This window comes from Streptosporangium sp. NPDC003464 (assembly GCF_053588315.1).
Genome location: NZ_JBSFPS010000156.1, coordinates 1 through 23,046 on the forward strand (window position 1 = coordinate 1; position 23,046 = coordinate 23,046).

At 71.9% G+C, this 23,046-nt stretch carries 22 protein-coding genes; 11 read left to right on the top strand and 11 right to left on the bottom strand.

Annotated elements, in window-relative coordinates:
- Positions 1-27: 27 nt before the first annotated feature.
- From ACWDS7_RS29450 to ACWDS7_RS29470, 5 genes are all read right to left on the bottom strand, one after another.
- Positions 28-1,440 (bottom strand): NAD-dependent malic enzyme, encoded by a 1,413-nt coding sequence (locus tag ACWDS7_RS29450; RefSeq protein ID WP_306858529.1) that lies wholly within the window; start codon positions 1,438-1,440, stop codon positions 28-30.
- Positions 1,441-1,522: 82 nt separating this feature from the next.
- On the bottom strand, positions 1,523-2,152 hold the full coding sequence (locus tag ACWDS7_RS29455; protein WP_451931905.1) for a cytidylate kinase-like family protein: 630 nt from the start codon (positions 2,150-2,152) through the stop codon (positions 1,523-1,525).
- Between the two features lie 48 nt (positions 2,153-2,200).
- The gene (locus tag ACWDS7_RS29460; protein ID WP_306856456.1) at positions 2,201-3,133 is read right to left on the bottom strand and encodes a tetratricopeptide repeat protein; all 933 of its coding nucleotides are present in this window, start codon (positions 3,131-3,133) and stop codon (positions 2,201-2,203) included.
- Between the two features lie 46 nt (positions 3,134-3,179).
- Positions 3,180-4,847 carry an acyl-CoA mutase large subunit family protein gene (locus tag ACWDS7_RS29465; RefSeq protein WP_451931906.1) on the bottom strand — a complete coding sequence of 556 codons (1,668 nt, stop codon included), beginning with the start codon at positions 4,845-4,847 and terminating at the stop codon, positions 3,180-3,182.
- 217 nt (positions 4,848-5,064) lie between these two features.
- Positions 5,065-5,598 (bottom strand): MarR family winged helix-turn-helix transcriptional regulator, encoded by a 534-nt coding sequence (locus tag ACWDS7_RS29470; protein WP_306856453.1) that lies wholly within the window; start codon positions 5,596-5,598, stop codon positions 5,065-5,067.
- 339 nt (positions 5,599-5,937) lie between these two features.
- Between ACWDS7_RS29470 and ACWDS7_RS29475 the strand changes: the two genes are divergently transcribed.
- Together ACWDS7_RS29475 and ACWDS7_RS29480 are read left to right on the top strand one after the other, a co-directional pair.
- Positions 5,938-7,314 carry a hypothetical protein gene (locus ACWDS7_RS29475; RefSeq protein ID WP_451931907.1) on the top strand — a complete coding sequence of 459 codons (1,377 nt, stop codon included), beginning with the start codon at positions 5,938-5,940 and terminating at the stop codon, positions 7,312-7,314.
- Between the two features lie 55 nt (positions 7,315-7,369).
- A complete protein-coding gene (locus ACWDS7_RS29480; RefSeq protein ID WP_306856450.1) occupies positions 7,370-8,044 on the top strand; it encodes a DUF4230 domain-containing protein in 675 nt (224 codons plus the stop codon).
- A 10-nt stretch (positions 8,045-8,054) separates the two neighbouring features.
- Here the strand turns inward: ACWDS7_RS29480 and meaB are convergent, their stop codons facing one another.
- On the bottom strand, positions 8,055-8,993 hold the full coding sequence (meaB, locus tag ACWDS7_RS29485) for a methylmalonyl Co-A mutase-associated GTPase MeaB (protein WP_451931908.1): 939 nt from the start codon (positions 8,991-8,993) through the stop codon (positions 8,055-8,057).
- 206 nt (positions 8,994-9,199) lie between these two features.
- Entirely contained in the window at positions 9,200-10,387 is a 1,188-nt protein-coding gene (locus tag ACWDS7_RS29490; RefSeq protein ID WP_306856447.1) for an acetyl-CoA C-acetyltransferase, read from the bottom strand.
- 84 nt (positions 10,388-10,471) lie between these two features.
- Here ACWDS7_RS29490 and mce point away from each other — a divergent pair, with 84 nt between their 5' ends.
- The 3 genes from mce (at position 10,472) to ACWDS7_RS29505 (ending at position 13,680) form a co-directional block, all read left to right on the top strand.
- Entirely contained in the window at positions 10,472-10,912 is a 441-nt protein-coding gene (mce, locus tag ACWDS7_RS29495; protein ID WP_451931909.1) for a methylmalonyl-CoA epimerase, read from the top strand.
- Positions 10,913-11,109: 197 nt separating this feature from the next.
- Positions 11,110-12,396 (top strand): DivIVA domain-containing protein, encoded by a 1,287-nt coding sequence (locus ACWDS7_RS29500; protein WP_306856443.1) that lies wholly within the window; start codon positions 11,110-11,112, stop codon positions 12,394-12,396.
- Between the two features lie 147 nt (positions 12,397-12,543).
- Complete coding sequence (locus ACWDS7_RS29505; protein WP_451931910.1) at positions 12,544-13,680, top strand: AI-2E family transporter; 1,137 nt, start codon at positions 12,544-12,546, stop codon at positions 13,678-13,680.
- On the opposite strand, the gene ACWDS7_RS29510 is transcribed toward ACWDS7_RS29505, so the two are convergent.
- The 4 genes from ACWDS7_RS29510 to ACWDS7_RS29525 all read right to left on the bottom strand — a co-directional run bounded on the left by ACWDS7_RS29510 (position 13,640) and on the right by ACWDS7_RS29525 (position 17,176).
- Positions 13,640-14,431, bottom strand: a complete 792-nt coding sequence (locus ACWDS7_RS29510) for an alpha/beta fold hydrolase (RefSeq protein WP_306856441.1) — start codon at positions 14,429-14,431, stop codon at positions 13,640-13,642. The genes ACWDS7_RS29505 and ACWDS7_RS29510 overlap by 41 nt on opposite strands.
- 174 nt (positions 14,432-14,605) lie before the next feature.
- Positions 14,606-15,319: an alpha/beta hydrolase gene (locus ACWDS7_RS29515; RefSeq protein ID WP_451931911.1), complete on the bottom strand. Its 714-nt coding sequence runs from the start codon at positions 15,317-15,319 to the stop codon at positions 14,606-14,608.
- A 70-nt stretch (positions 15,320-15,389) separates the two neighbouring features.
- Positions 15,390-15,689 (bottom strand): ATP/GTP-binding protein, encoded by a 300-nt coding sequence (locus ACWDS7_RS29520; RefSeq protein WP_451931912.1) that lies wholly within the window; start codon positions 15,687-15,689, stop codon positions 15,390-15,392.
- Between the two features lie 20 nt (positions 15,690-15,709).
- Complete coding sequence (locus tag ACWDS7_RS29525) at positions 15,710-17,176, bottom strand: 3-hydroxyacyl-CoA dehydrogenase family protein (protein ID WP_451931913.1); 1,467 nt, start codon at positions 17,174-17,176, stop codon at positions 15,710-15,712.
- Positions 17,177-17,263: 87 nt separating this feature from the next.
- Here ACWDS7_RS29525 and nucS point away from each other — a divergent pair, with 87 nt between their 5' ends.
- From nucS to ACWDS7_RS29555, 6 genes are all read left to right on the top strand, one after another.
- A complete protein-coding gene (nucS, locus tag ACWDS7_RS29530; protein WP_306856436.1) occupies positions 17,264-17,923 on the top strand; it encodes an endonuclease NucS in 660 nt (219 codons plus the stop codon).
- 190 nt (positions 17,924-18,113) lie between these two features.
- Positions 18,114-18,956, top strand: a complete 843-nt coding sequence (locus ACWDS7_RS29535) for an ABC transporter ATP-binding protein (protein WP_451931914.1) — start codon at positions 18,114-18,116, stop codon at positions 18,954-18,956.
- A gap of 314 nt (positions 18,957-19,270) precedes the next feature.
- Positions 19,271-20,113: an ABC transporter permease gene (locus tag ACWDS7_RS29540; protein ID WP_451931915.1), complete on the top strand. Its 843-nt coding sequence runs from the start codon at positions 19,271-19,273 to the stop codon at positions 20,111-20,113.
- The gene (locus ACWDS7_RS29545) at positions 20,110-21,306 is read left to right on the top strand and encodes a sensor histidine kinase (protein ID WP_451931916.1); all 1,197 of its coding nucleotides are present in this window, start codon (positions 20,110-20,112) and stop codon (positions 21,304-21,306) included. Before ACWDS7_RS29540 ends, ACWDS7_RS29545 begins: the two co-directional genes overlap by 4 nt.
- Positions 21,307-21,309: 3 nt before the next feature.
- Positions 21,310-21,933, top strand: coding sequence for a response regulator (locus ACWDS7_RS29550; protein ID WP_451931917.1), 624 nt, complete (start codon positions 21,310-21,312; stop codon positions 21,931-21,933).
- A 312-nt stretch (positions 21,934-22,245) separates the two neighbouring features.
- Positions 22,246-22,827: a TetR/AcrR family transcriptional regulator gene (locus ACWDS7_RS29555; RefSeq protein ID WP_451931918.1), complete on the top strand. Its 582-nt coding sequence runs from the start codon at positions 22,246-22,248 to the stop codon at positions 22,825-22,827.
- Positions 22,828-23,046: the final 219 nt, after the last annotated feature.

Below are 23,046 nucleotides of genomic sequence, written 5' to 3' on the forward strand. Positions count from 1 at the left end.
GTCCGGGCCGTCCCGCGTCACGGACCGTCAGGCCTCGGTCAGGCCGCTGCGCGCCCGGCCGCCGGCCGACTCGCGCACGGCCGCCGCGACGGCGCCCGCCACATCGGCGTGGAACACGCTCGGGATGATGTAGTTGGGGCCGAGCTCCTCGTCGGTGACCACGGCGGCCAGCGCCCTGGCCGCCGCCAGCAGCATCTCCTGGGTGACCAGGTTGGCCTGGGCGTCGAGCAGACCGCGGAAGACACCGGGGAAGGCCAGCACGTTGTTGATCTGGTTGGGATAGTCCGAACGGCCGGTGGCGACCACGGCGGCGTGCTCGCGGGCGTCGTCGGGCGAGACCTCGGGCTCGGGGTTGGCCAGCGCGAAGACCACCGCGCCGTCGGCCATCGTGGCGATGTCGTCGCCGTTGAGGATGCCGGGGGCGGAGACGCCGATGAACACGTCGGCGCCCTTGACCGCGCCGCGCAGGTCTCCGGAGTAGCCCTCGGCGTTGGTGTGGTCGGCGATCCACCGCAGCGAGTCGTCCAGGTCGTCACGGCCGCCGTGCACGGCGCCCAGGTAGTCGCAGACGACGACGTTGTGCGCGCCGGCCGCCAGCAGCAGGCGCAGCACGGCCGTGCCGGCGGCGCCGGCGCCGGCCAGGGCGATGCGGACCTGGCTCAGCTCCTTGCCCACCACCCGCAGCGCGTTGGTGAGCGCGGCGAGCACGCAGATCGCGGTGCCGTGCTGGTCGTCGTGGAAGACCGGGATGTCCAGCAGGTCACGCAGCCGCCGCTCCACCTCGAAGCAGCGCGGCGCCGAGATGTCCTCCAGGTTGATGCCGCCGAATCCGGGTGCGAGGACCTGGACGGTGCGGACGATCTCGTCGACGTCCTGGGTGTCGAGACAGATCGGCCAGGCGTCGATGTCGGCGAACCGCTTGAACAGCGCGGCCTTGCCCTCCATGACGGGCAGCGCGGCGGCCGGGCCGATGTTGCCCAGGCCCAGCACGGCCGAGCCGTCGGTGACCACGGCGACGCTGTTGCGCTTGATGGTCAGGCGGCGGGCGTCCTCGGGGTTGCGGGCGATGGCCATGGAGACCCGGGCGACACCGGGCGTGTAGGCCATGGACAGCTCGTCACGGTTGCGCAGCGGCACCTTCGACTTCATCTCGATCTTGCCGCCGAGATGCATGAGGAAGGTGCGGTCGGAGACCTTGTGGATGACGACGCCCTCGACCACGTCGAGCTTGTCCACGATCGCCTGGGCATGGTCGGTGTCACGCGCGGCGCAGGTCACGTCGATGCGCAATGTCTCGTGGCCCGCGGTGGTCACGTCCAGCGCGGTGACCACACCTCCCGCGGACTCTACGGCGTGGGTGAGCTGGCTGACGGCCTTACCACCCGCCGGCACCTCCAGGCGCACGGTGATGGAGTACGACACACTCGGCACGGTGGCCACAGTCAATCCGCTCCTTTGCGACTGACTTGGTTGGGATGCCTCCATGGTGCCACCCCCAGACGGGTGTCCGTGCCGGGCTTGTTCAGCTCAGCGCTGTCGATGCGGTCACAATCAGCTCCACGCACGTGTCGATCGGGATGCTCGTGCTGTCCAGCACCAGGTGGTAGTGGAGCGGGGAGGCCGGGTCGGCCCGGTAGAAATGACGGACGTAGGCGGCCCGCGCCCGGTCGTTGTCCTCCACGATCCTGCGCGCCTGGCGCTCGGTCACCCCGGTCAGGGTCGCGGTCTGGATCACCCGGCGTCCGGCGGGGGCGTCCAGCCGCACGTGCAGCGCGCCGGGGTGGTCGGCCAGGACCAGCGCCCCGGCCCTGCCGAGGATCACCCCGCCCTGACCCCGCGCGGTCTGCCTGATCACCCTCTCGGTGTGGGCGACGAAGTCCTCGGCGGGCAGGGGCATGTTCCCCGGGAGATACATGTCCACGCCGCCGAAGGAGACCGTCGGCAGCCGCATGGCCTCCGCCAGCAGTCGGCCGAGCCCGTGCTCGGCCCGGTCGTCATGGGCGAGCGCCTCCTCCAGCGTGCAGCCGAGCTCGTCGGCCACCGCGCTGGGGATCGCCCGGTCCATGAAGGGGACACCCAGGCGCCCGGCCACCGCCGGCCCGATCACGCTGCCGGCGGTGCCGTACGTCGCGGAGATGGTGACGACCCGCATGTCCTGTTCATGCCCCCAAAGTGGGGCATTCAGAACAAAAACCAGTATTTAGAACAGTGCGCTCGCCAGGTTCCTGCGGGCGCGCCCGATCGACGGGTCGTCGCCCGGAAGGGCGTCGAAGAGGCCGAGCAGATGCATCCTGACCTTGTCGCGCTCGTCGCCCGAGGTTCGCCGGACCACCCCGATGAGCCGGTCGAAGGCCGTGTCCACGTCACCGGCGAGCATCTCGAAGTCGGCGGCCAGGAGCTGGGCGTCGATGTCGGCGGGGTCGGCCAGCCGGCCCTGCACCTCGGCCGGGTCGACGTCCTGGGTCCGCCGGATCAGCCCGAGCCCGGCCAGGCCCAGCTTGGCGTCCTCGTTGTTGGGGGAACGGGCCAGCAGCCGCTCGTAGGCGGCCACGGCCGCGTCGAGGTCGCCGGCGTCGATGGCCTGCTCGGCGGCGACCACGTCCGGGTCGGCCGGAGGCTCCTGCGGCCGCTCCTCGGCCTGGGCCTCCCCGGTGTCCGGCGGGAGGTATTGGGCCAGGGCCTCCATGAGCTGCGACAGCCAGTCACGCAGCTGCGGCTCGGTGGCGATGCCGGGGGCGACCGCCACCGGCTGACCCTGGAAGATGGCGTACAGGGCGGGCACGTTCTGCACCCGGAGCGCCTGTGCGATCTGCGGGCTGGCCTCGACGTCCACACGGGCGAGGACCCACCTGCCGGCGTTCTCGGCGGCGAGCTTCTCCAGCAGCAAACTGTATTCTTTCGCCTGCTCCGCGCGGGTCACCGTGAGCTCCAGCAGCACGAGGCTGTTCATGGAGCGTTCGACGACTTCCGTCGCGAAGTTGGCGTCATCGACGTAGACGACCTGCACCGGGGTGCCGCCGCTCTCCTGCGCCGCGGCCTCCCGCCGCGCCTGCGCGTCCAGCGCCTGCTTGCGCGCGCCGAGGTCCACGGCACCGTAGAGCGATCCGGGTCGAGTGAAGTCCGCTGGGCTCATACCTCCAATCCTGCCGTATCCCGATTACTGCGCCGACTCCCCACCGCTAGAAGCGGGCGGGCTCCAGGTATACGCCCCATTCGTCCCGGAGCACGCCGCAGATCTCCCCCAGCGTGGCCTCGGCGCGGGCCGCGTCGAGCATGGGCGGGATGAGGTTGCCCTCCCCCCTGGCGGTCCGGGCCAGCGCGGCCAGCGCGCCGTCCACGGCCTCCCGGTCGCGGGCGGCGCGGCGGGCGGCGAGGACGCGGTTCTGCTCACGTTCGACCTCGTGGCCGACGCGCAGGATCTCCAGCGGCTCCTCGACGGTGGCCGCGTGGCAGTTGACCCCGACGATCCGCTTGTCCCCCTTCTCCAGTTTGCGCTGGTAGCCGAAGGCGGCCTCGGCGATCTCGGACACGAACCAGCCGTCCTCGATGCCGCGCAGGATCCCCGAGGTCATCGACCCGTCGTGCCCCATGTCCCGGATCCTCGCGAAGATCGCCTCGGCCTCGGCCTCCAGCCGGTCGGTCAGCGCCTCCACGTACCAGGATCCGCCGAGCGGGTCGGCGACGTTGACGACCTCGGTCTCCTCCATGATCACCTGCTGGGTGCGCAGCGCGATCTCGGCGGCCTTCTCCGAGGGCAGCGCCAGGACCTCGTCCAGCGCGTTGGTGTGCAGCGAGTTGGTGCCGCCGAGCACGGCCGCGAGCGCCTCGACCGCGGTGCGCACCACGTTGTTGTACGGCTGCTGCGCGGTCAGCGACACCCCCGCGGTCTGGGTGTGGAAGCGCAGCCACTGCGCCCTGTCGGTCCTGGCCCCGTAGACGTCGCGCAGCCACCTCGCCCAGATCCGCCGGGCGGCCCGGAACTTGGCGATCTCCTCGAAGAAGTCGATGTGCGCGTCGAAGAAGAAGGACAGGCCCGGGGCGAAGACGTCGACGTCCAGCCCCCGCGACAGGCCGAGCTCCACGTAGCCGAACCCGTCGGCCAGGGTGAAGGCCAGCTCCTGCGCCGCCGTGGAGCCGGCCTCGCGGATGTGGTAGCCGGACACGCTGAGCGGCTTGTAGGCCGGGACGCCGGCGGCGCAGAACTCCATCAGGTCGCCGATCAGCCGCAGGTGCGGCCCGGGGGCGAACAGCCACTCCTTCTGCGCGATGTACTCCTTGAAGATGTCGGTCTGGAGCGTCCCGTTGAGCCGGGCGGCCGGCACCCCCTGCCGCTCGGCGGCCACGACGTACATGCAGAAGATCGGGGCGGCCGGGCCGCTGATCGTCATGGAGGTGGTGACGTCGCCGAGCGGGATCCCGTCGAAGAGCAGGTCCATGTCCAGCGCGGAGTCGATCGCCACGCCGCAGTGGCCGACCTCGCCGAGCGAGCGCGGGTCGTCGGAGTCGCGGCCCATCAGCGTCGGCATGTCGAAGGCCACGCTCAGCCCGCCGCCGCCCGCGCCGAGGATCATCCGGTAGCGCTCGTTGGTCTGCCGGGCGTTGCCGAACCCGGCGAACTGCCGGATGGTCCACGTCCTGCCCCGGTAGCCGGTGGAGTGCAGGCCCCGGGTGAAGGGATACTCCCCCGGCCAGCCGATGCGCTCCATGCGCGGGTCGTCGCCGGTGGGCCCGTAGACCGGCGCGACGTCGAGGCCGGAGAGGGTCCGGAACCCGGATCCGCGCGTGCGGGCCCCGTCGAACCGCGCCTGCCAGCGCGCCCGCCCCGCCTCGATCTCCCCGGCGTCCATGGCCAGCCCCCCTGTACGGCTCGCGGCTCCTGTCCGGCGTGTGGCCTCACAGAAAATACTAGGACGCCCTATTAATTCCCGGCGGGCGCGGGCCACCGTACGGCCGGCGCGGGCCGCTGTGCGGCCGGCATGAGCCACCGTACGGCCAACATGGGCCACCGTACGGCCGGCGCGGGCGCCGGACCGCCGGACCGCCCCGGCCGTACGGCTCCGCCGGTCAGCCCTCGAAATCCCCCGCGGCCACCCGCAAGGTCCTGAGCAGCCCGAACATCTGCTCCAGCTCCGCCTCGCCGTACATGGTCATGGCGAAATCGGCGCCCATCAGATCGGCGGTCGCCCGGTCCACGACCTCCCGGCCCCCGTCGGTGATCTCCGCCAGCACCCCCCGGCCGTCCCGGGGGTTGCGCATGCGGCGGACCAGCCCGGCCCGCTCCAGCCGGTCCACGGTGTTCGTCACGCTGGTGGGATGCACCATCAGCCGCTCGCCGATCGTGGACAGCGGCAACGCTCCCGTCTTGCTGAACGTCAGCAAAACCAGTGCCTCGTACCGGGCAAAGGTCAAGTCATGCGGTTTAAGTAGCGTGTCCAGTTGCGAGAGCAGGATCTGGTGCGCTCTCATGATCGACGTGACGGCGGCCATGGCCGAAGACGGCCCGAAGTGAACACGCCACGTCTCCGCGGCGCGCTCGATGGGGTCGAACGGCAGATTCAGCTGACCTGTAGCCACAGGGCTACGGTAGCGCGGCCTCATCCCGGTTCGCCCATATACGTAGAGTCACCGGATTGACGGCTTCACCAAGAACCCGGGCGCCAAACGTCACGCTCAGTTATGGTTCCCACATCGAATGGTGAGGGCGTGGCCAAGTGGCAGCGCGGACTCGCTCCGGCCTGCGGGGGATGCAGACCGGATCGGTCGCCGAGGGGACCGGCGGCCGCATTCACGGCACGGGGGGTTGCTTGATGAACGACAACTCAATGGCGTGCGGACGCCGCACGGGCTTCTGCTCAGCCGGCACGGCGTGGACCCGCTCCACGCGCGCCGGTGCGTGAGAACAGGGGCGTTTCACGCGAAGAACTCCAGCAGAGCGCAATGGTGGCGGTCGCCGTCCTGCTCGTGCTTGGTGTGGCCGCGGCGTGGAGCGTCCTCATTCCCGGTGTCAGCGCGTGGGAGAACATCATCGTCGCGGTGATCGGCTCGCTCCGCGTCACCGGCCCCGTGGCCGCGGCGTTCGCCGCCTGGGTGGCGGTGCGCAGGCGGCGCGGGACCGGCCGGCGGTCGCTGACGACCTGGCAGGCGGTGCGCGCGCCGCTGGCGGTCCTGGTGGCGGTCGGCGGCGCCTTCACCGCGACGCTGCTGGTCCTGGCGGTCCGGGCCATGCTCACCGAGCAGGCGGGACGGCTGCTGCCCAGCGGCCTGGTCATGGGCGTGGCCGGGCTGGCGCTGTACGTCGCCATCGGCTGGGTGACCGGCTGGCTGCTGCCGTGGACGATCACGCCGGTGCTCGCCGGGCTCGGCTGCTACGGCCTGTTCACCTGGCTGGCCCAGGGCGCGACCTGGGCCGACCGGCTCGCCCCCACCACGCAGGAGCCCTACGACCCCTTCCGGGGGCTCAGCGCCGCCGCCCTGACCGACCAGACGCTCTGGCTGCTGGGCGTCAGCGCCGCGCTGCTGCTCGGCTGGGCCGCGGTCGTGACCCGGCAGTCGCTCGTGCTGGCCGCCGCGCTGCTGGCGGTGCTGGCCGCCGGGACCGGAGTGGCCCGCCTGCTCAGCGAGCCGACGACGATCTCCGCCCAGCGGGTGGTCTACAGCTGCCAGGAATGGCCGATCATGGTCTGCGTGCATCCGGGGATGCGCACCGGGCTGCCCGAACTCGGCTCCGCGTTCGTCAAGATCGCATCCCGGCTGGCGGGGACGCCCGGTGAGTTCTCCCGGCTGGAGCAGCATCCCCGGCGCGAGGACGTCTCCCTGCCACCTGGCGCGGCCCCGATCCACGTCGACGACCTGGCCGCCGGCTTCGCCGACGAGGCGGCCGACGAGTTCGTCGAGAGCCTGGCCGAAGACTGCGACGGCACCCCGGCCGGCGGATACCGCGACATCGTGTCCGCGTGGCTGCGCGGCAAGCCGCTGCCCAGCGGGCCGCTCCCCGAGCACCAGTACGCCGCCGCCTGGTTCTCCGGCCTCACCGACGCCCAGCGGCGGGACTGGCTGCGGCTGTACTACTCCGACTTCGTCGGCTGCCGGCTGCAGAGCACTCACTTCGGCGGGCAGATGGGAGAGACCTGGCAGACAGGCGGGCCCACGCGGCCGGAGCAGATCGGCCAGAACGGTCAGGGCCTGCCGGTCCCGCAGGCCGAGCCCTCCTACCAGGCGCCCGCCGCCGTGCCCTCCGCCGCCCCGGTCCCGCCGGCCCTCCCGGGGGAGGCCCCCGCCGAGAGACCGCGGACGGAGACACGGCCGCGGGGCTGACAAGATCAGCATAGGCTCGGCGTGAGAAAGCGGCCGCCGAGGGAAGGAGACCGCTGTGAAAGCCCCTACAGAAGCACCGCCCGAGGTCCCCTCCGCGCCTCGCCGGCGTGGCTGGCGCTTCCTCGCCGGGCTCCTCGTCGCCGTCGCGCTCCTCGTCGTGGGCGCCCGCCTGGCCTGGTCCTGGCTGGACCCGTTCGGCGGGACCACGGTCGACCGCAGCCAGCCCGTGCTGCTGCAGTCCATTCACGACCTGAGCCGCTTCGAGGCGGCCACCGGCAACTTCCAGGTCGTCGTGGACCTGGAGAAGGACGCCGCCTTCCTGCCCGACGCCGTCAAGGGCAGCCGGACGCTCTTCGTCGGGGCGGGCGGCGTCGACGCCTACGTCGACTTCGGCGGCCTCGCCACGGGCGCGCTGACCGTCTCGCCCGACCGCAAGGAGGTCACGGTCAAGCTGCCGCGCGCCCAGCTCGAAAAGCCCAACCTCGACAACAAGCGCTCCTACGTCTACGCCCAGCAGCGCGGCCTGTTCGACCGGGTCGAGGACTTCCTGTCCTCCTCCCCGGCCGACCAGCAGGAGCTCTACGTGCTCGCCGAGAAGAAGATCGCCGAGGCCGCCCAGGCCAGCGACCTGCGCAACCGCGCCGACCAGAACACCAAGAACATGCTCCGGGGCATGCTGACCACCCTCGGCTTCGAGAAGGTGACCGTCAAGTTCGCCGACGAGCCCTGACCGCCCGGCGTCAGCCGACGGCCGCCAGCAGCTCGTCGGCGGCCCGGTAGGGATCGAGGCCGGCCTCCAGGACACGGGTGGCGAGGGCGTCCAGGCGCCGGTCCCCGTGGAGGTGGGCGGAACGGGAGCGGAGGGCGGCCAGGGCGATGGCCTCGATCTCGGCGCAGGCCCTGGCATGGCGCCGGCGGCCCAGCTCACCGGAGCTCTCAAGATAGGCCAGGTGCCCGTCGAGGGCGGCGACCACCTCCTCGGCGCCCTCGCCCCGGACGGCCACGGCCGGCACGATCGGCGGCCGCCAGGCCCGTCCGGCCAGGGCGACCATGTTGCGGAGCTCGCGGACGGCCGCCTGGGCGCCCTCGCGGTCGGCCTTGTTCACCACGAACACGTCCGCGATCTCCAGGATGCCCGCCTTGGCCGCCTGGACGCCGTCGCCCATGCCCGGGGCGAGCAGCACGACGGTGGTGTCGGCCAGTGAGGCGATGTCCACCTCGGCCTGGCCGACCCCGACGGTCTCGATGAGGACGACCTCGCACCCGGCGGTCTCCAGGACGCGCAGCGCCTGGGGCGTGGCCCAGGCCAGGCCGCCGAGGTGGCCGCGGCCGGCCATCGACCGGATGAACACCTCCGGGTCGGTGGCGTGCTCCTGCATGCGGACCCGGTCGCCGAGCAGCGCCCCGCCGGTGAACGGCGAGGACGGGTCCACCGCGAGCACGCCGACCCTCATGCCCCGCCTGCGGAACGCCTGGATCAGCATCCCGGTGGAGGTGGACTTGCCCACCCCGGGGGCACCGGTGAGCCCGATGACCCGGGCCCGGGACGGCCGGTCCGCGCAGAGCTCCGCGGTGATCTCCCGGAGCCGGGGCGAGCCGTTCTCCACCATGGAGATCAGCCTGGCCACCGCGCGGGGCCGGCCCTCCCGCGCCCGCGCCACCAGATCGGGGACGTCCAAGGCGGGCGCCGGCGCGCCCCGGGCGGCCGCGGCAGGACTCCCCGCGGCCGGGGGCCGCCGGTCCCGTGCGGTCGGTGACGGCGCGCCCCGAGCGGGCGGCCCGGGACCCCGAGCCGCCGGTGACGGCGCGCCCCGGGCGGCCGTGCCGGAGGCGTCCCCGGCCGGGGACCGCTCGTCCGGCGCGGCCACGTCGGATCCCTCCGCGGTCAGGCCGAGGGGACGCGGATGATCAGCGCGTCGCCCTGGCCGCCGCCGCCGCACAGGCCGGCGGCGCCGAGCCCACCGCCCCGGCGCTTGAGCTCGTGGGCGAGGGTGAGGACGATGCGGGCGCCGGAGGCGCCGATCGGATGGCCGACCGCGATGCCGCCGCCGTTGACGTTGACCTTGTCGAGCGGCACGCCGAGCTCCTTGGCCGACTGGAGGACGACCTGGGCGAAGGCCTCGTTGATCTCCAGCAGGTCGAGGTCGTCGGCCGAGAGGCCCTGCTTGCCGAGGGCGTGCTTGATCGCGTTGGCGGGCTGGGACTGGAGCGAGTTGTCGGGCCCGGCCACGTTGCCGTGCGCGCCGATCTCCGCCAGCCAGTCGAGGCCCAGCTCCTCGGCCTTGGCCTTGGACATCACGACCACCGCGCAGGCGCCGTCGGAGATCTGCGAGGCCGAACCGGCGGTGATGGTGCCGTCCTTGCTGAAGGCCGGCCGCAGCCGCCCCAGGGTCTCGACCGTGGTGTCGCCGCGCACGCCCTCGTCGGCGGCGAAGACCAGCGGCTCCCCCTTGCGCTGCGGGATCGACACCGGGACGATCTCGTCGTCGAGCACGCCGTTCTTGATCGCGGCGGCGGCGAGCTCGTGGGAGCGGGCGGAGAAGGCGTCCTGCTCCTCGCGGGTCAGGCCCAGGCGCGCGTTGTGCCGCTCGGTGGACTCGCCCATGGACACCTGGTCGTAGGCGTCGGTCAGGCCGTCGAAGGCCATCGAGTCCACGATGTCGGCGCCGCCGTACTTCACCCCCCGGCGCAGGCCGGGCAGCAGGTGCGGGGCGTTCGACATGGACTCCATGCCGCCGGCGACCACGATGTCGAACTCGCCCGCCCTGATGAGCTGGTCGGCCAGGGCGATGGCGTCCAGCCCGGACAGGCAGACCTTGTTGATCGTCAGCGACGGCACGGACATCGGGATCCCGGCCTTGACGGCGGCCTGGCGGGAGGGGATCTGGCCCGCTCCGGCCTGGAGCACCTGGCCCATGATCACGTACTGCACGGCTTCGGGAGCGACGCCGGAGCGCTCCAGCGCCGCCTTGATGGCGATGCCGCCGAGCTCGACGGCCGACAGGCCGGCCAGCGAGCCGAGCAGCCGGCCGATGGGGGTGCGAGCTCCGGCGACGATGACGGAAGCAGACATAAAAGGGGCCTCCCTGGCGGGACTTGGGGCGACTTTGCCACCATACCCATGAGCACCTGAGCGACCGCTATGGAGGCCGGCCCTATGTTCATGCGTATCGACCATGTGGCAATCGCCTGTCACGACCTCGAGGAGAAGATCGCGCTCTTCGAACGGATCTTCGAACTGACGGTGGTGGCGCGCGAGATCAACGAGGAGCAGGGCGTCAAGGAGGCGATGCTGCACGTCGCCGACGGCGACGGCGGCGGCTCCTACATCCAGCTCCTCGAACCGCTCTCCCCCGACACGCCGGTCGGCAAATTCCTCGCCAAGCGCGGGGAGGGGGTGCACCACGTCGCGTTCGGTGTCCCGGATGTGACCGAGGCCATGGGGGAGATCGGCGGCAGGGGCGTCAGACTGCTCGACGAGAAGCCCCGGCACGGCTCGATGGGCTCTTCCATCGCTTTCTTGCATCCCAAGGATGTGGGAGGAATGCTGACAGAACTCGTTCAGGCCCGACCCACTGACCAAGGCCATAACCACTGATCGAGCGTTCTGTCAAATGCAAGAAAGGCTCATACGTAACAAATCGCGCAGAAAGTCGGAGGAGACCGCCAACACGGCAACACCAGAGTACGCTGGCCTATCACCGGACGTGGATCCCGCCACGGCTCCCGCCTCGGATGTCCGAAATCCCCCGTCCGGCCCGTGTAGCCGTCTCGACAACCCAGGATCGAGCCTCCATGCAGTCCGACATCGACGCCCAGCTCAACAACTTCTTTGAAGACGCCCCCGCTCGGGAATTCGACGTGGTGCTCCGTGGCTATGACCGGCACCAGGTTCACGACCATCTGAAGCAGGTCGACAACGAGCTGCGCCAGGCCCGGGAGCAGGTTCAGGGCCTGCAGCGAGATCTGTCCGACTCCCAGCGTCAGTTGCAGGAGCAGGAGCGCCCGACCTACTCCGGCCTGGGGGCGCGGATCGAGCAGCTGCTCCGCCTCGCCGAGGAGCAGGCCACCGAGCTGGTCCAGGCCGCCCGGTCGGAGGCGAACGAGATCAAGGCCGCGTCCAAGGTCGACGCCGCCGACCTGCGCGCCGCGGCGGAGAACGAGGCGGCCGAGAAGCGCGCCCTCGCCACCCGCGAGGCCGACGACATGCGCACCACCGCCGAGCGCGAGGCCGAGGAGATCCGCTCGACCGCCCGCCGGGAGGCCGACGAGCTGACCGCCACCACCGAGCGCGAGGTCGCCAAGCTGCGGGCCACCGCCGACCACGAGGTGGCCGAGAAGCGCGCCGACGCCGAGCGCGAGATCGCCAAGCTGCGCACCACCACCGAGCGCGAGGTCGCCCAGCTCCGCGCCTCGACCAAGCGCGAGCGCGACGAGGTCCTCACCACCGCCAAGCGCCAGGCCGACGAGATGCGCGCCCAGGCCCAGCGGGTCCTGGAGGAGTCCGAGGCCAAGCGCGCCCAGGACGAGGCCGAGTTCGAGATCCAGCTCGCCGCCCGCCGCGAGGAGGCCGAGCGCCAGGAGGCCGAGCGCCACGCCACCGCGCAGGCCAACACGCAGAAGCTGGTCTCCGAGGCGGAGCAGCGCGCGGCCACCGCCGAGCAGCGCGCCACCAAGGCCACCCAGCAGGCCGAGCAGACCCGGCGCGAGGCCGACACCCACGCCAAGCAGCTGCTCGCCAACGCGCGCAAGAACGCCGACCAGCTCGTCGCCGAGGCCAAGGCGAGCGCCGAGTCGATCGTCTCCGACGCCAAGACCGAGTCCGAGCGGACCCGCTCGGTGGCCCAGCGCCAGGTCGACGAGCTGACCCGCCAGCGCGACAGCATCACCAGCCACCTCGCCCAGCTCCGCCAGCTGCTCGGCGGCGCGCCGCTCCCGGCCTCCGAGCCGGAGCCCGCGATCGCCGCGGCCCCGGCCAAGCCGGCCATCCCCGCGGCCAACGGCAGCGAGAGCCCGGCTCCCGCGCCCGCCCCGGCCAAGGCCGAGACGAAGGACGACGACGCGGAGTGGTGGCAGGAGTAGGCACCACCGGATCGGGGCGTTGACGACGGCTACGGGAGAGCCTGGCGACCTTCGGGTCGCTAGGCTCTCCTTCTGTCTTTCCGCCGTCCCGCGCGGCTCCGCGCACCCCGCGGCGCGCTCGCGCGCACCCCTGAGCTAGGAGCAGCCGTGCCCGAAGCGTCCCAGACAGCCGACGTCCCCGCGGCGCCCGCGCCGGGACCTCGCACCTCCCCGGAGGCCCTGGAGGAGCACGCGGCGCCGTACGGCCGGCCGGGTAAGCCGCTGGCCAAGAACCCCTTCCTGATCGGCCTGACCGCCGGCATGGGCCTGCTGACCGCGTGGGCGCTGGCCCAGGCCCTGGTCACCTCGCGCAGCGTGATCGTCCTGGTCGTGGTGGCGATGTTCCTCGCCCTGGGACTGAACCCGGCCGTCGAGGCGCTGCAGCGGCACCGGCTGGCCCGCCGCGGGGCGATCACGATCGTCTTCGGCGCGGTGATCATGTTCTTCGTGCTCTTCGGGCTCGCGATCGTCCCGCCGGTGAGCCAGGAGATCACCGCGTTCATCGGCGCGGTCCCCGGCTACATGCAGGAACTGCTCACCAACCCCACGCTCAAGGAGCTCGACAGCGACTACCAGATCCTGACCCGGGCGGGGGACTTCATCACCGGCGGCGGCCTCGCCACGACGGTGGCCGGCGGCCTGGTCGGCGCCGGCGCCGTGGTGTTCAACGCGTTCTTCTCCGGGGTCACGCTGCTGGTCCTGACGCTGTACTTCCTCGGCTCGCTGCCCTCGATCAAGGACTACCTCTTCCGGCTCGTGCCGAGCAGCCGCAGGGAGCGGACCCGGGCGCTCGGCGACGAGATCATCAGCGGCATCGGCGGCTACGTGGCCGGCAACCTGCTGATCTCGGTGATCGCCGGCGTGGTCAGCTGGGTGTTCCTCGGCGTCCTGGGCGTCGAGTACGCCCTGGCGCTCGCCCTGGTCGTGGCGGTCACCGACCTGATCCCGCTGGTCGGCGCGACGATCGGCGCGGTGCTGGTGAGCGTGGTGGCGCTGCTGCAGTCGGGGACGCTGGGCATCGCCTGCGGGATCTTCTTCCTGGTCTACCAGCAGGTGGAGAACTATCTGGTCTATCCGCGCGTGATGAAGCGCTCGGTGGACGTGGCCCCGGCGGTCACCGTGATCGCCGCGCTGTTCGGCGGCGCGCTGCTCGGCATCGTCGGAGCGCTGCTGGCCATCCCGGTGGCCGCGGCGATCGCGCTGATCATCCGCGAGGTGGTGCTCCCCCGGCAAGCCCGGCTATGAAGCCGGCCACCGCGCGGTTGAACGCCTCGGGCTGCTCGATCGCGCTCAGGTGGCCCGCCTTCTCGATCACGGCCAGCCGCCCGTCCGGCACGGCCTCGACCATCGTCTCGGCGTCGGCGAGCGGGGTGAGCAGGTCCTCCTCCCCGACGATCACCAGCGCGGGTTCCTTGAGCCCGCGCAGGGTGTCGAGGGAGTCGGAACGGGCCGCCATGGCCCGCTGCGCCCAGGCCACGGCCTTCGGCGGGGCCGACTGGACCAGCCCGCGCACCCGGCCGGACACCATCGCCCTGCGCCGCGCGGTCGTCACCCCCAGCAGCGACGGGAGCACCTCCTCCACCAGGATCGAGGTGCCGCCGTCGAGCACGGCGGCGGCGATGCGCTCGCGGTTGGCCCTGGCCGCCTCGGCATCGGCGGCCGCCTTGGTGTCGGCGAGGACCACCCCCAGCACCCGGTCGGGGTGCCGGCGGCACAGCGCCATCGTCACGTAGCCGCCCATGGACAGCCCGCCGACGACGGCCCGGTCGACGCCCTCGTGATCGAGCAGGCGCACGACGTCGTCGGCCATCACGTCGAGGGAGGGGGCGTCGTCGCCCAGCACCGAGCCGCCGAAACCGCGCAGGTCGGGGGTGATGACCTTGCAGACGGCGCTCAGCCCCTCGCGCTGGGCCAGCCACATGGCCGATGACAGAGGGAAGGCGTGCAGGAGGACGACCGGAAGTCCCTCGCCCGCCGATCGCGTGTACAGGTGCACGCAGTCCACCGTAATCGCGGACCGGCGATCTGGCACCCCTTGATTCACAACGGGTTGTGATGGCGCGCTGACTCCACCGTCAAGGACCGGGCGGGGCCCCTGCGGCCCGGCGGGCCGCCTCCCCGCCCCCGGGGCCGTGGGCGCGGGCTCCGCCGCCGGGGGCCGGGCGGGACCCTACGGGCCGGCGACCTCCGTGGGGAGGGGGTGGACGGCCGGGTTCACCCGCCGGACGATCTCGTTCAGGACGATCCGCACGTACGGCTCGCCGACCCACAGGTGCTTGGCGCCGTCCACCCCGATGACCTCGGCCTGGGGGACCCGGGCGAAGCGCTCCCGGGCCTTGTCCGGCTGCAGGTAGTCGTCGAACTCGGGGACCAGCACGGTCAGCGGCCGGCCGAACTCCGCCCACACGTCGAGGTCGGCGTCGGTGGCCCGGTGCAGCGGCGGGGAGAGGAGGACGGCCCCCTCCACGAGCGGGTCGTGACCCCATTTGAGCACCAGCTCGGTGCCGAACGACCAGCCGACCAGCCAGACCCGCGGCAGGTCGTGGAACTCGGCGTACTCCAGCGCGGCGGCGACGTCGAGCCCCTCCTGCTCCCCCTTGCCGAAGGCGCCCTGGGAGGTGCCCCGGTCGGAGGTCGTGCCGCGCGTGTTGAACCGCAGCACGGCCAGGTCCGCCAGCGCGGGCAGCCGGTTGGCGGCCTTCTTGTAGAGGTGGCTGTCCATCATGCCGCCGTGCGTGGGCAGCGGGTGCAGGCAGATCAGCGTGGCCACCGGGGGCCGGTCGGCCGGCAGGGCCAGCTCGCCGACGAGGGTCAGCCCGTCGGCCGTGTGCAGCTCGATCGGCTCCCTGCGCGCGGGCAGCACCGTAGAGGCCCGGATCTCCATGTATCCCACTCCATCTCGTGAGCGGGCGCCGGTGGACCGGGGTCCGGGGACGGGCGCCACGCGATCGTCGTCAGTATCGGGTCCGGCCGGGGCCGCGCTTGACCCGGTTGCGCCAGCACGCGGTGTGCCAGTGCCTGCGCTCGTTCTCCCCGCCCGCCCAGGCCGGCCAGCTCACCAGGTGCGGCAGGCCGGACCTGATCTCCTGGTCGCAGCCGGGGCAGCGGTAGACCTTGTCCGCTCCGGCGCCGGTGACCCGGCGCACGTGCCAGTCGCCGTCGGGCCACTCCTCGACCTGGTCGACCCCGGGCACGGACCCGCCGACCGGGCGGGAGGAGGAACTGCGGCTGCCGCCCCGGTCGAAGGGGCTCATCCGGCGGGCTCTGCGAGGGCTCATGGCAGGTCGCGGATGCTCCGCACCCCGGCCGTGACGAGCTGGTCGAGCAGTGGCGCCGGGGCCAGGGACGGCTCGCGATACTCGGCGTAGAGGGCGCGCAGCCCGTCGCGGACGGTCTCCAGCCCCAGCTCGTCGAGCATCTCGAACGGCCCGGCGGGGTAGCCGCAGCCCAGCCTCATGGCCGCGTCGATGTCCTCGACGCTCGCGTAGCCGGAGTCGTACATCCGCACGGCGTCGTTCAGATACGGGTAGAGGAGCGCGTCCACCACGAACTCGGCCCGGTCCTTGCACGGCACCGGGGTCCGGCCGGCGATCCGCACCAGGCCCTCCACGGCGCGCGCGGCCTCGGGCGAGGTGAGCACCGTGGAGGCGACCTCGGCGACCTTGTCGCCGACCAGGTGCAGGCCGACCAGGCGCTCGGGGCGCGGCAGCCCCGCGGCCAGCTCGACCACGGGGGTGCGCGACAGCGCGACGACCACGTCGGCGTCCTCCGTGGAGGCGGACTTGAACCCGGCGGCGGAGAGCCTGTCGGCGAGCTCCTGAGCCCCCTCGCCCAGCACCGCCACCGAGTTCACCGACGGTTTGTCCGCCGGCGGCCCGCCGGGCTCCTCGCCCCGGTAGAAGCCGCCGCCGGACTTGCGGCCGAGCAGGCCGGCGGTGACCAGCTCGCGCAGGATCGGCGCGGGGGCGTGGCGGCGGTCGCGGCTCTCCTGGAACAGCACGCACAGCACCTCGTAGGAGGTGTCCAGGCCGATCAGGTCGAGCAGGGTGAAGGGGCCCATCGGCAGCCCGACGCCGGCCTTCATCGCGACGTCGATGTCGTCGCGGGTGGCCAGGCCGCCGTCCAGCAGCGTGGCGGCGTGGTTGAGGTAGGTCAGCAGCAGCCGGTTGACCACGAACCCGGCGCGGTCGCCGACGGTCACCGGGGTCTTGCCGAGCCTGCGCGCGAGGTCCGCCACCTCCCCGGCCAGGCCGTCCTCGGTGGCCACCGTACGGATGACCTCGACCAGCTTCATGATCGGCGCGGGGTTGAAGAAGTGCATGCCCACGACCTGACCGGGCCGGGTCGTGGTGGCCGCGATCTCGGTGACCGAGAGCGAGGAGGTGTTGGTCGCGAGCACCGCCGACGGCTTGCAGATGCGGTCGAGGTCGGTGAACAGGGCGCGCTTGAACTCCATGACCTCGGGGATGGCCTCGATCACCAGATCGGCGTCGGCGAGGTCCTCCAGGGAGGTGGTGAAGGTCACCCGGCCGAGGATCTCCGCACGCCCGGCCTCGCTCAGTTTCCCCTTGGCCAGGGCCCTTCCGGTGGAGCCCTCCAGGTGGCCCCGGCCCCGCTCCAGCGCCGCCGGGTCGGCCTCCACACCGGTGACCGCGAGCCCCGCGCGGGCGAACACCTCGGCGATCCCCGCGCCCATCGTGCCGAGCCCGACCACTCCGACCTTCTCAAAGCTGCGCGTCATGCGGCCCAGTCTCCCAGAGGTGCCTGTCCCACCCCAAAACCGGCTTGGGCCCTCGGCACCGGGATCTCACCGGTAGGGTTGGCGCTCATGCGGTTGGTCATCGCGCGATGCAGCGTGGATTACGTGGGAAAGCTCACTGCGCATCTTCCGATGGCGCCCCGGCTGATCCTGATCAAGGCGGACAGCTCGGTCTCCATCCACGCCGACGACCGGGCCTTCAAACCACTGAACTGGATGAATCCGCCGTGCAAGCTCCGCGAGGAGGAGGGCACCTGGACGGTGACCCACGGCAAGACCGGTGAGAAGCTCGTGCTCACCATGGAGGAGATCATCCACGACTCCAGCCACGAGCTGGGGGTGGACCCCGGTCTGATCAAGGACGGCGTCGAGGCTCACCTGCAGGAGCTGCTGGCCGAGCACATCACCACGCTGGGCGCGGGCTGGACGCTGGTCCGCCGCGAATACATGACGGCGATCGGCCCGGTGGACATCCTCTGCCGTGACCACGCTGGAGCGACCGTGGCCGTGGAGCTCAAGCGCCGCGCGGGCATCGACGCCGTGGAGCAGCTCACCCGCTACCTGGAGCTGATGAACCGCGACCCCCTGCTCGCCCCGGTCTCCGGCATCCTGGCCGCCCAGGCCATCGCGCCGCAGGCCAGGACCCTCGCGGAGGACCGCGGCATCCGCTGCGTCACCCTCGACTACGACGAGCTGCGGGGCATCGAGCGCAACGACACCCTGTTCTAGGTTCCAGCCCCGTTGTTCCAGGTTCCAGCCCCGTTCCGGGCTCCTGGCCCCGTTCCAGATCTCCAGCCCTGTTCCAGCCCCGGCGCCGGGCCCCGTCCACCGCGGCGTGATCCCTGTCCTCCGAACGGAGGACAGGGGGTTCCACCGGTCGTTGGTGCCGCGCGAGCCGCGCCTGGACGACGCTTGAGACATGACGACAGCGGTGACGGTGCGGGGCCTGGCCAAGCGCTACGGCGACGTGCAGGCGGTCGGGGGCATCGACCTCGACATCAACGCGGGCGAGGTGTTCGCGATCCTCGGCCCGAACGGGGCAGGGAAGTCCACCACGGTGGAGATCATGGAGGGCTACCGGACCCGGGACGCCGGAGAGGTCAGCGTCCTGGGCGCCGACCCGGGCAGGCCGACCCGCGAGTGGCGCTCCCGGATCGGCGTGGTGCTGCAGACGGCCAACGACGTCGCCGAGGCGACGGTACGGGAGACCGTACGCCACTTCGCGGGCTACTACCCCAACCCCAAGGACCCGGACGAGGTGATCGAGCAGGTCGGCCTGACCGACAAGGCCGACAAGCGGATCCGCCAGCTCTCCGGCGGCCAGCGGCGCCGGGTCGACGTGGCGCTGGGGGTGATCGGCGGCCCGGAGCTGCTCTTCCTCGACGAGCCGACCACCGGGTTCGACCCCGAGGCGCGCCGGCAGTTCTGGGAGCTGATCGAGGGCCTGGCCCACCAGGGGACCACGATCGTGCTGACCACCCACTATCTGGACGAGGCGGAGGCGCTGGCCGACCGGGTGGCGGTGGTCGCCAGGGGCCGCGTCGTGGCCGAGGGCGAGCCGGCGACCCTGGGCGGCCGTGCCACCGCCAAGGCCACGGTGAGCTGGTCCGACGGGGGTGAGCGCCGGGTGCTGGAGACCGATGTCCCGACCAGGACCGTGCTTGAGCTGACCCGCCGCTTCGACGGCGAGGTGCCCGAGCTGACCGTGACCCGCCCCTCCCTGGAGGATGTGTACCTCCGGCTCGTCGAAGATCCCCGCTGACCACACCCCGGCCCGCGCCGAACTCCCTGGACGGTTTCCCGAGCTCTACGTCCGGCCCCTTCCCCGGACCGCCGGGCCTTCCCGGACCGCGTCCGGCCGGTCCGTCGGACCTCCCGCCCGGCCCTTCCCGGACCGAGCTCCCCCGGCCCCTCCCCGGGCCACGCCGAACTCTCCGTCCGGCCCCCGCCCCGGTCCGCGTCCCCGGTCCGCCGGCTCCCCGTCCGGCCGCTCCCCCGCCCGTACCGCGACGCGGCAGGCGGGGAGCCGGCCGTCACCCCCATCAGCCCTCATCGATCCCCCGAGGTGAGCATTCCGTGAGCAAGACCGTCACCCGAGCCCCCTCCCCGGCCCTCGCGGCCAGGCAGCCTTCCGCGATACGACTGGGGCTGTCGCGGGCGGCGCTGGAGACCAGGCTGTTCTTCCGCGAGAGAGACGCGGTCATCTTCACCTTCGCCTTCCCGATCGTCCTGCTGGTGATCTTCGGGTCGATCTTCGAGGGCGATCTGGGGGTGAGCGGGCTCAGCGTCTCCCAGCTCTACGTGGCCGGGCTGATCGGCTCGGCGGCGATGACGGGCTTCCAGAACCTGGGCATCGGCATCGCGATGGACCGCGACGACGGCACGCTCAAGCGGCTGCTGGGCACGCCGCTGCCGGCCGCCTCCTACTTCATCGGCAAGGCGCTCAACACCCTGGTCATCTCCGCCTGCCAGGTCGTGATCCTGCTGGCCATCGGGGTCGCGCTGTTCGGCCTGGAGCTGCCCTCGGCGGTCTCCACCTGGCTGACCTTCGCCTGGGTGTTCGTGCTGGGAGTGCTCGGCTCCTCCCTGCTCGGCATCGCGGTCAGCAGCCTGCCCCGGTCCGGCAAGAGCGCCAGCGCGGTGATCGCCATGCCGTTCGTGGTGCTGCAGTTCATCTCCGGGGTGTTCATCCCCGTCGCCCAGCTCCCGGCCTGGCTGGTGAACATCGCGTCGATCTTCCCGCTCAAGTGGATGTGCCAGGGTTTCCGCTCGGTCTTCCTGGGTGACGCCGGTGCCACACTGGAGCTCGCGAAATCGTACGAACTCGGCCGGGTCGCCCTCATCCTGGGAGCCTGGGTCGTCGGAGGGCTGGTGCTGTGCCTGGTGACGTTCCGCTGGAAGAGTCGCCGCGACGGATGAGGCCGCCGGTCCGGCTCGGGCGCCCCGCCGGCCCGTCCGAGCCGCACGTCTGGCGCTCGCTGCGCGGCTGGGAGCTGCTCCTGGTCGTCGCGACACTCCTGCCCGCGCCGTTCATCCTGACGGGCGATCTCCCGCCCCTGGAGAGATACCTCGCCGCCGGCCTCGTGGCCGCGATCGTCCCGGTCTACTTCCTGCTCGGCCGGCCGGCGATCCTGGCCGAGAACCGGCGGCGGGGCCTGGCCTACCTCGTCGTCGTGGTCGCCCTGTTCACCCCGGCGACGTTCATCGAGTCCTCCACGACGTTCGCCCTCTTCGGCCTCTGCCCGCAGGCGTTCATCGTCCTGCGGGCCAGGTGGGCGATCATCGTCGTGATCGCGTTGAACGCCGGCCCGGCCGTCCACTTCCTGGTCGGCGCGACCGGGGCCGATTCGTTCAACTTCATGACCGTCATCACGATCGTGATCTTCTTCTCGGCCGTGTTCGGTGTCTGGATGGAACGGATCATGGAGCAGAGCGAGGAACGGGCCGCCCTCATCGAGGAGCTGGAGGCCCAGCGGGCCGAGGTGTCCAGGCTCTCGGCCGAGCGCGGGGCGCTGGCCGAACGCGAACGCCTGGCCGGGGAGATCCACGACACCCTGGCCCAGGGCTTCACCAGCATCATCATGCTGATCCAGGCGGCCGAGGCCCAGGCCGACCCGGCCCGCCACCTGCGGCTGGCCGTACAGACGGCACGCGAGAACCTGGCCGAGGCCCGCGCACTGGTGGCCGCGCTCAGCCCGGCGCCGCTGAACGGCTCCACCCTGGACGAGGCGCTGGTGCGGCTGACCGGCCGGCTCGGCGAGGAGACGGGGACCGCCGCCGCCTTCACCGTCCACGGGGAGCCGCGCCCGCTGCCACCGGCCGTCGAGGTGGTGCTCATCCGGGCGGCCCAGGAGGCGCTGGCGAACGTGCGCAAGCACGCGGCGGCGGGCCGGGTGGACGTCTCGGCGTCCTACGGCCCGGAGACCGTGACGCTGGAGGTGCGTGACGACGGCCGCGGCTTCGACCCCGCCCACACCGGGGGGTACGGTCTGCCTGGCATGCGCGCCCGCGTGGAGCAGGTGGGCGGCACCCTCAGGCTGACGAGTTCTCCGGGCGGGGGCACCACCCTTGAGGTCGTCCTCCCCGCCGACCGGCCCGACCAGGGAGCGTGACACGTGCTGCGTCTGATGATCGTCGATGACCACCCGGTGGTCCGGGAGGGCCTGCGGGGGATGCTGGAGGCCGACCCCGGGATCACGGTGGTGGGTGAGGCCGCGTCGGGGGACGAGGCGGTCGTGCGCTCCGGAGAGCTGCGGCCCGACGTGATCCTGATGGACCTGCGCATGCCGGACGGGGACGGGGTGAGCGCCACCTCGCGCATCCTCGCCGAGCGGCCGGGGAGCAGGGTGATCGTGCTGACCACCTACGAGACCGATCAGGACATCGTGCGGGCGGTCGAGGCGGGGGCCGCCGGATACCTGCTGAAGGACACCTCCAGGGCCGACCTGCTGGCCGCGATCTTCTCGGCGGCCCGGGGCGAGACCGTGCTGTCGCCGTCGGTGGCGACCCGGCTGGTCACCCGGATGCGGGCCCCGGTGGGCCAGTCGCTGTCGCCGCGCGAGGCGGAGGTGCTCTCCCTCGTGGCCGACGGGCTGACCAACGCGGAGATCGGCAAGGCCCTGTTCATCAGTGAGACGACGGTCAAGACCCACCTGCTGCGCGTCTTCGGCAAGCTCGGCGTCTCCGACCGCACCGCCGCCGTGACCACGGCGCTGGACCGGGGACTCCTCACCCGGTAGGCGATGATCGACTCTCCTGGCCGAGGGCGGTCCGGGCGGGGGCGATCCGGACCGCCCCCACCCCTCTCATCCGCTTACAGTCTCGCCCCGCTCACTCGCCGACAGCAGGAACTTGACTGGCTAGTCAGGCTTCTCACCTTCTTGCATGGAGGACGCAAGCGATAGCACACTTACTCTTCCGCAAAAAGGATCTTGCACCCATAATGGTGGATTCTGGGGGCCAGGATCACGAGGTGGAAGTGATAAAGCGAGCATTTGTCAAGCCCGCGACGGAGACGGAGACTTGACATGAATGGGCGATCATACAGAGGAATGTCAGCAGAGGAGCGGCTGGCGGAGCGCCGGGAGCGATTGATCGCCGCGGCATACACGCTCTACTCCGACCCCGGTTTCCCGGAGACCACGATCGAGAAGCTGTGCGCCGCGGCCCGCATCTCCAACCGCGCCTTCTACGAGTGCTTCTCCGGCCGGAACGAGCTGCTGCAGGCGGTGCACGACAGATGCGTGCAGGAGACGCTGCTGTCGGTGGCCAAGTCCATCGACCAGGCGCCGGACACGCTGCTCAGCCGGGTCGAGGCGGGCATCGCCGGATACATCGGCTTCGTCACCGAGGACAGGCGCCGCGCCCGGATCATGCATCTGGAGGTGCGCCGGGCGGGTGACTGCCTCACCCGGTCACGGCAGCAGGCCGTGGCGGCCTTCAGCCAGATCATCGAGGCCGCCGTCCTCGACCTGCCGGAGGCGGTCAAGGCCAATCAGCACCTGCTGGCGCTGGGCATGATCGGCGCGATCCAGGAACTGCTCATCGAGTGGGTGCTGGCCGACGACCCGCCCCCGGTCGAGCAGTTGATCAGCACCGCCGTGCACATCTTCTACCGGTCCTTCGTGACGTGAGCCCGCCGTACCGGACTCCGTGCCGTGAGCCCGCCGTACCGGACTCCGTGCCGTGAGCCCGCCGTACCGGACTCCGTGCCGTGAGCCCGCCGGTGTCAGGCCACCGCCGCCATGTGAACCTCGACGGTGAGCACCCGGTTGAGCCGGGTCACCGCCAGCACGCGCATGATCCGGGGCGGCACCCCGCGCAGGACGAGACGGGGGGGGGGGGGGGGCGGC

Bases quoted from the DNA above. Each gene is read 5' to 3' on its own strand.
- ACWDS7_RS29455 (WP_451931905.1), bottom strand. From the start codon at position 2,152: ATGCGGGTCGTCACCATCTCCGCGACGTACGGCACCGCCGGCAGCGTG.
- ACWDS7_RS29460 (WP_306856456.1), bottom strand. From the start codon at position 3,133: ATGAGCCCAGCGGACTTCACTCGACCCGGATCGCTCTACGGTGCCGTG.
- ACWDS7_RS29465 (WP_451931906.1), bottom strand. From the start codon at position 4,847: ATGGACGCCGGGGAGATCGAGGCGGGGCGGGCGCGCTGGCAGGCGCGG.
- ACWDS7_RS29470 (WP_306856453.1), bottom strand. From the start codon at position 5,598: ATGAGGCCGCGCTACCGTAGCCCTGTGGCTACAGGTCAGCTGAATCTG.
- ACWDS7_RS29475 (WP_451931907.1), top strand. From the start codon at position 5,938: ATGGTGGCGGTCGCCGTCCTGCTCGTGCTTGGTGTGGCCGCGGCGTGG.
- ACWDS7_RS29490 (WP_306856447.1), bottom strand. From the start codon at position 10,387: ATGTCTGCTTCCGTCATCGTCGCCGGAGCTCGCACCCCCATCGGCCGG.
- mce (WP_451931909.1), top strand. From the start codon at position 10,472: ATGTTCATGCGTATCGACCATGTGGCAATCGCCTGTCACGACCTCGAG.
- ACWDS7_RS29500 (WP_306856443.1), top strand. From the start codon at position 11,110: ATGCAGTCCGACATCGACGCCCAGCTCAACAACTTCTTTGAAGACGCC.
- ACWDS7_RS29515 (WP_451931911.1), bottom strand. From the start codon at position 15,319: ATGGAGATCCGGGCCTCTACGGTGCTGCCCGCGCGCAGGGAGCCGATC.
- ACWDS7_RS29520 (WP_451931912.1), bottom strand. From the start codon at position 15,689: ATGAGCCCCTTCGACCGGGGCGGCAGCCGCAGTTCCTCCTCCCGCCCG.
- ACWDS7_RS29525 (WP_451931913.1), bottom strand. From the start codon at position 17,176: ATGACGCGCAGCTTTGAGAAGGTCGGAGTGGTCGGGCTCGGCACGATG.
- nucS (WP_306856436.1), top strand. From the start codon at position 17,264: ATGCGGTTGGTCATCGCGCGATGCAGCGTGGATTACGTGGGAAAGCTC.
- ACWDS7_RS29535 (WP_451931914.1), top strand. From the start codon at position 18,114: ATGACGACAGCGGTGACGGTGCGGGGCCTGGCCAAGCGCTACGGCGAC.
- ACWDS7_RS29545 (WP_451931916.1), top strand. From the start codon at position 20,110: ATGAGGCCGCCGGTCCGGCTCGGGCGCCCCGCCGGCCCGTCCGAGCCG.
- ACWDS7_RS29555 (WP_451931918.1), top strand. From the start codon at position 22,246: ATGTCAGCAGAGGAGCGGCTGGCGGAGCGCCGGGAGCGATTGATCGCC.